Raw genomic sequence first — 5799 nt, forward strand, 5'->3', positions numbered from 1 at the left:
CTCGTGGTGACGGACGTGCCCTACGGGGAGATGACCAGGTGGTCCGGCGCCGTGCCGGGGCGGGACCCCGTGGGCGCTCTGCTGGCCTCGCTCGGCCGTGCCCTGCCAGAGCGGGCGGTCATGGTCGTCACGGCGCGCACGCGGCGGATCGCCCTGCCCGAGGGCGTGCGGGCCCTCGAACGCGTGCGGGTCGGCAACCGCTCGGCGGTCCTCGTCCGCGCCCGCGACGTGGCCCCGGCCCCCTCCGTCTGAAACCGATTGTCACCCGCGCCGGAGTGGGAAACGTGACATCCGTGCCGGATCAGGCATATTCAGTTACGGAACGTGGCGGGTGCCAGGGTGGGTCCCGTCGAGCCAGGCAGTGGCGAACGGGGGGTGTCCTCATGACGGCACGAGGCGAGGGCGGAGTCTTCTGGGGACGTCCGGTGCGTCCGGCCCACGGGGTGAACCGTGTCGGACCGTGCTCCCGGGAGGTGCCGGCCGAGGACGGAACCGCCCTCGCCCGGATGGACGACTACCCGGCGGTCGTACCGGACCGCCCCACCTTCGGTCGGCACGGATACCCGCACAGGCCGAGGTGAGCGCGCGAGCCCGCACCGTCGCCCAGTCCAGAAGGCATCATCCAGGAGACCTCGCACCATGGAGCTGTTCCCGCCCTTCCCACTCGACACGTGGTACGACACGAAGCAGACACTGCACCGCTTCGAGCAGATCGTCGGCAAGACGCGCCTGCGCCACAGCCCTCGCCGCAACCACTGGTGGCATGTGCCCTTCCACCTGACCGGTACCGGGATCACGTCGCGTCCGATGGGGATGGTGGACGGGAACCCCGTCTTCACCGTCGACTTCGACTTCGTCCGTCACCAGCTGGTCGCGTCGAACATCGACGGTGCGCGGGTGTCCTTCCCGCTCCAGGGCAACAGTGTCGCCTCGTTCTACCTGCGATTCCAGTCCGCGCTGGACAGTCTGGGCGTGGACGGGAGCATCCCGGAGGCGCACCCCTTCGACCTGCCCGACGCCGGGCGGCCGTTCGTGGAGGACCACGAGCACGCCGTCTACGTGCCCGAGCACGCCACGCGGTACTGGCAGATCCTCAGCCAGGTCAACCTCGTCCTGGAGGAGTTCTCGTCCGGGTTCTCCGGCAAGACCAGCCCCGTGCACCACTTCTGGCACACGTTCGACCTCGCGGTCACGCGCTTCTCCCCGCATCCGGTGCCGCAGCCGAGGGAGGCGGGTGAACTGATCCGCGAGGCCTACTCGCGGGAGGTCGTGAGCTTCGGGTTCTGGTTCGGTGACGACAACATCCCCGAACCGTGCTTCTACTCCTACACCGCTCCCGAGCCCCGAGGGCTCACCGAACGGCAGCTCGCGCCCACGACGGCGGAGTGGGTGGACAGCGGCCACGGACACCTGGCACTGCTGCGGTACTCCGACGCGCGCAAGGCGCCGAACCCGCAGGCCACCGTCCTGGAGTTCCTGGAGAGCGCCTACCGGGCGGGGGCGGAGCTGGCCGGGTGGGACATCGACGCGCTGGCGTGCCCCGGCGGGATCACCGATCCGTACCGGGCGCGTCACTGAGGGGCGTCGCCGCCGCCGTCGGAGGGTGCCGGGTACTCCGGAACGGGAACACCTCGACGTTTTGACCCGTTCTTTGGTGTGTGCGGAGTTTCTGGGGGAATGTGGCCCCGGAAGCGGAACGCGCGCACAGCGCCCGCGGAGGGCACCCGGAGCGGGGGAGTGGCATGGACCTGACCGTCATCGACGCGCCTGAGCGGTCGAGATACGAGGTGAGCACCGACGGACGGGTGGTGGGTTTCTCCGCCTACCACCTCATCGAGGAGGGGGTGCTCGCCCTGCCCCACGTGGAGGTGGACTCCTCCTTCGAGGGCCAGGGCGTGGCCAGCACGCTCGTGCGCGAGTCCCTCGACGACATCCGCGCCCGCGATCTGAAGGTCGTGCCGATCTGCCCGTTCGTCCAGGCGTTCCTGAAGCGGCACCCGACCTACGGGGACCTGGTCCAGCGGGCCTGAGCGGGCGACCCTCCCCGGTGTTGCGGCCCGAGGCGTCCACCCCGTTCGAGACGGGGTTCTCCGGCGTCTCCACCGGGTGTTCTCCCCAATCACGGGGCGGTCGAACTTTCGCGTAACGGAAGAATCACCTTCCAGCGAAGATGTGAGCCCATGGGTGAAGGGTCCTACTTCGGGGGTATACGGCTCCGGTTGCCCGTTATCCCCGGAGCGAAGGAGCTCACCCGTCGTGTTAGTCGCAGACGCATCCCCCACCCTCAACGAACGCGTCACCGGCGCCATCGGGGACTTCAACAACGACATCCTCTGGGCCTGGGGCGTGATCCCGCTCCTGGTCGTCGTCAGCCTGTACTTCACCTTCGGGTCCGGCGTGGTCCAGCTCCGGATGCTGCCCGAGATGTTCCGGGTGCTGAGGAGCAAGCCCGAGACGGCGCCCGACGGCAAGAAGGCCGTGTCCTCACTGCAGGCGTTCATGATCTCGGCGGCGGCGCGTGTCGGCACCGGGAACATCGTCGGCGTGTCCGTCGCCATCGCGCTCGGCGGCCCCGGCGCGGTGTTCTGGATGTGGCTGATGGCGACGGTGGTCGGCGGCGCCAGCTTCGTGGAGGCCACGCTCGCGCAGCTCTACAAGGTCCGCGACCGGTCCGGGTACCGGGGCGGCCCCGCGTACTACATGGAGCGCGGGCTCGGCCAGCGGTGGATGGGGGTCCTGTTCGCGGTCATCCTCATCCTGACCTTCCCGATGGTGTTCAACGCGGTGCAGAGCAACACCATCGCCGGCGCGGTGAACAACTCCTCCGACGTCCTGGGCACCGGCTCCGGCATGTGGCTGTCGGCCGCGGTCGGCGTCGTGCTCGTCGTGGCCACCGGCCTGGTGATCTTCGGCGGCGTCCGTCGGATCGCGCACACCGCCCAGGCGCTGATCCCGTCGTTCGCGGCGTTGTACGTCGTCATCGGCCTGGTCATCATGGCCATGAACTACCAGGCGATCCCCGCCGTCTTCACGACGATCTTCGAGCACGCCTTCGGTCTGCGGGAGTTCGGGGCGGCCACGCTCGGCACCGTGATCATCCAGGGTGTGCGCCGGGGCATGTTCTCCAACGAGGCCGGTCTGGGGTCGGCGCCGGTCGCGGCGGCCAGCGCCTCCGTGACGCACCCGGTCAAGCAAGGGCTCGTGCAGACGCTCGGCGTCTACTTCGACACCCTGGTGCTGTGCACGGTCACCGCCTTCATCATCCTGCTCGCCGCGGGCGACCAGGTCGGTGGGGAGATCGAGGGCGACCTGGCGCAGCACGCGGTCATGACGTCGCTGGGCCCGTGGGCGCTGCACCTGATGACCGTGATCATCCTGCTGGTCGCGTTCACGTCGGTGCTCGGCAACTACTACTACGGTGAGTCCAACATCGAGTACCTGACCGACAACCGGGGCGTGCTGGTCGGGTACAAGGTCGTGTTCCTGCTGGCGACCTTCCTGGGTTCGCTGGGCTCGATCGACCTGGTCTGGACGCTGGCCGACACGACCATGGGTTCCATGGCGTTGATCAACCTGCTGGCCGTCACGCCGCTGGCGCTGATCGCGTTCCGCCTGCTCAAGGACTACAACCAGCAGCGTCGGGAGGGACGGGACCCCGTGTTCACCCGGGACCGGATGCCGGAGCTGCGCGGGGTCGAGTGCTGGGAGTCGGAGGAGGAAGTCGTCTCCGGTGTCCGGAAGCAGAGCCCGGCCTGAACCGTTCGGACCGAGTCCGGGCGGGGGCGGCGGCCCCGTGGGGCGGGGGCGGTGACCGGGTCGACGGCCGGGTCGCCGCCCCCTCGCGTGCGTTGGGTGCGCGGGTACGGCAAACCAGGAGAATTCCAACGAAGTCCGGAAAGCCCCTTGTTTACGGGCATCCGTGTTCTTTCGGTCACGAAGCCGAGGCGCTAGTGTTCTGCATCACAGTTGTGGCGCCCGTGTGTCTCGCCGAGGGAGTCGGATGTCCATCGTCTCAATCGAGCCCGCCACCGCCGAGAGGTGGACGGACCTGGAGAACCTGTTCGGACCGACCGGAGCCTACGGGCACTGTTGGTGCACGTTCTTCCGCAGACGCGCGAAGGACCACACGGCGAGCACCTCGTGTGAGCGCTCCCAGCGAGGGGTGGACAACAAGGAGGAGCTGCGGCGGCTGACCCTGGAGGGCCGTGTCCCAGGTCTGATCGCCTACGACGGCGACGGGCCGTGCGGGTGGGTGTCGGTGGCGCCCCGGGAGGACTACATCCGGTTGTCGCGGTCGCGGTCCCTGCGTCCGGCGGATCCGGGCGAACCAGGTGTGTGGGCGCTGGTCTGCTTCTGGCTGCCGCCGAGGCGGCGGCGCCGGGGTCTCGGCAGCCGCCTGCTCGACGGCGCCATCGAGTACGCCAGGGCGAGCGGCGCCCGGGTGCTGGAGGCCTACCCCGTGGACACGGTGGGTGGCCGGGCGCCCAGCGCGGAGGTGTACACGGGGACCGTGGAGATGTTCCAGCGGGCGGGGTTCTCGCTCGCCCCGCACCACGCCAGCGAGCGGGTGGTGGCCCGGTTGGCGCTGAAGGCGGACTGAGGCGGGGCGGCGCGGACGGCGCCGAATCGGGGAGACCGAGCTGTCCGAAACACCGCTGAGGAAGGCGCCCGGAAACCGGGGGAGGGTATCTGGGGCGCGTAGGGCCGAAGGCCGCCGCGGTCGGTCGGCTCCTCGAAGACCCCGACGGCGATCGGCCGTTCGATGACGGCTGATGGCGTGCTGGCGGCAATCGGTCGCAACCGCCGGGGAGGGCGGCGCGGGGAGCGGTGTGCGGGCAGCACGAGGCGGTCGGAGCTGTGGCGCCCCCGTATATCGAGTAGACCGTGCGGCGGGGTGGTCGCGCCAGGGCGGCTGGTGCGCCTGTGGACAACGTGTGTGGTGCGGTCATCGTGTGCTGGGCGACGTTCCCGTGGCGCGGTCGTGGCGCGCGTGGTGAGTGACGACCTCCGGTGGGCGCGGTCGTGGCGTCGGGCTGCGGTCCCGGTGCGGCGGGCGGTCGTCGTGGCGCGGTCGGCCTGGGCTGACCTGGGTGGTCGTGTGCGCGCCGGGTGGGGTTCCAGGCGTACGTTTTCTGCCGGAGCGCGCGCTGCTTCGCCGTGCGTTTGTACCCCCCTGGGGTAATCTCGGACATGGGGTCGTCAGGCGTGTCGGGGCGCTTGACGGGTCAATACCCCTAGGGGGTATAGTTGCTTCCAGATGGAGCGGCCCGGCATCGGGTCGCTGAGGTACACACGTACTCAGGAGGCGACATGGCCACCATGACCACCGCTGTTTACGAGGTCGACGGCATGAGCTGCGGCCACTGCGTCAACGCCATCACCAAGGAGGTCACCGAGGTCGCGAACGTCTCCGACGTCAAGGTCGACCTGGAGACCCGGAAGGTGACCGTCACCAGTGAGGGCCCGGTCGAGGACGCCGCGGTCCGCGCCGCCATCGACGAGGCCGGTTACGAGGTGCGGAACTGACATGAACGTGACCACGAGGCTCGGACTCTTCGCTCTCGGGCTCGTGGCCGTGTTCGCCGCGATGTTCGGGGTCGGCTCCCTGGCCGGCCCCCTCCTCCCCGACAGTGTCATCGGCCAGGCCGGGAGCACGGCGGAGGACCCGCACGGCGGAGCGGTCCACGAGGACCACTAGGGCCTGTTCGTGGAACGGTCGCCCGAGGGGCGCCTGAACCCGGGCCGAGGCGAGGCGGAGGCCCAAGGCAAGCACTGTTCGGGCGCCGACAGGGTTCTGCA

The 5799-nt window shown here is 69.7% G+C and carries 6 protein-coding genes and 1 pseudogene; all 7 read left to right on the forward strand.

Annotated elements, in window-relative coordinates; translation table 11 throughout:
* Positions 1 to 252 (forward strand): annotated as a pseudogene (locus tag D471_RS0128010) (rRNA methyltransferase); the annotation flags it as partial.
* Between the two features lie 387 nt (positions 253 to 639).
* Positions 640 to 1578: a DUF5996 family protein gene (locus D471_RS0128020; protein ID WP_017601691.1), complete on the forward strand. Its 939-nt coding sequence runs from the start codon at positions 640 to 642 to the stop codon at positions 1576 to 1578.
* Positions 1579 to 1742: 164 nt separating this feature from the next.
* A complete protein-coding gene (locus tag D471_RS0128025; protein WP_017601692.1) occupies positions 1743 to 2030 on the forward strand; it encodes a GNAT family N-acetyltransferase in 288 nt (95 codons plus the stop codon).
* 226 nt (positions 2031 to 2256) lie between these two features.
* Positions 2257 to 3756, forward strand: a complete 1500-nt coding sequence (locus D471_RS0128030) for an alanine/glycine:cation symporter family protein (RefSeq protein WP_017601693.1) — start codon at positions 2257 to 2259, stop codon at positions 3754 to 3756.
* Between the two features lie 244 nt (positions 3757 to 4000).
* Positions 4001 to 4600 carry a GNAT family N-acetyltransferase gene (locus D471_RS0128035; RefSeq protein WP_017601694.1) on the forward strand — a complete coding sequence of 200 codons (600 nt, stop codon included), beginning with the start codon at positions 4001 to 4003 and terminating at the stop codon, positions 4598 to 4600.
* Between the two features lie 710 nt (positions 4601 to 5310).
* A complete protein-coding gene (locus D471_RS0128040; RefSeq protein WP_017601695.1) occupies positions 5311 to 5526 on the forward strand; it encodes a heavy-metal-associated domain-containing protein in 216 nt (71 codons plus the stop codon).
* Position 5527: 1 nt separating this feature from the next.
* Positions 5528 to 5698 (forward strand): hypothetical protein, encoded by a 171-nt coding sequence (locus tag D471_RS41015; RefSeq protein WP_017601696.1) that lies wholly within the window; start codon positions 5528 to 5530, stop codon positions 5696 to 5698.
* The last annotated feature ends 101 nt before the right edge of the window (positions 5699 to 5799 follow it).

The sequence above is a fragment of the Nocardiopsis lucentensis DSM 44048 genome, from assembly GCF_000341125.1.
Classification (GTDB): domain Bacteria; phylum Actinomycetota; class Actinomycetes; order Streptosporangiales; family Streptosporangiaceae; genus Nocardiopsis; species Nocardiopsis lucentensis.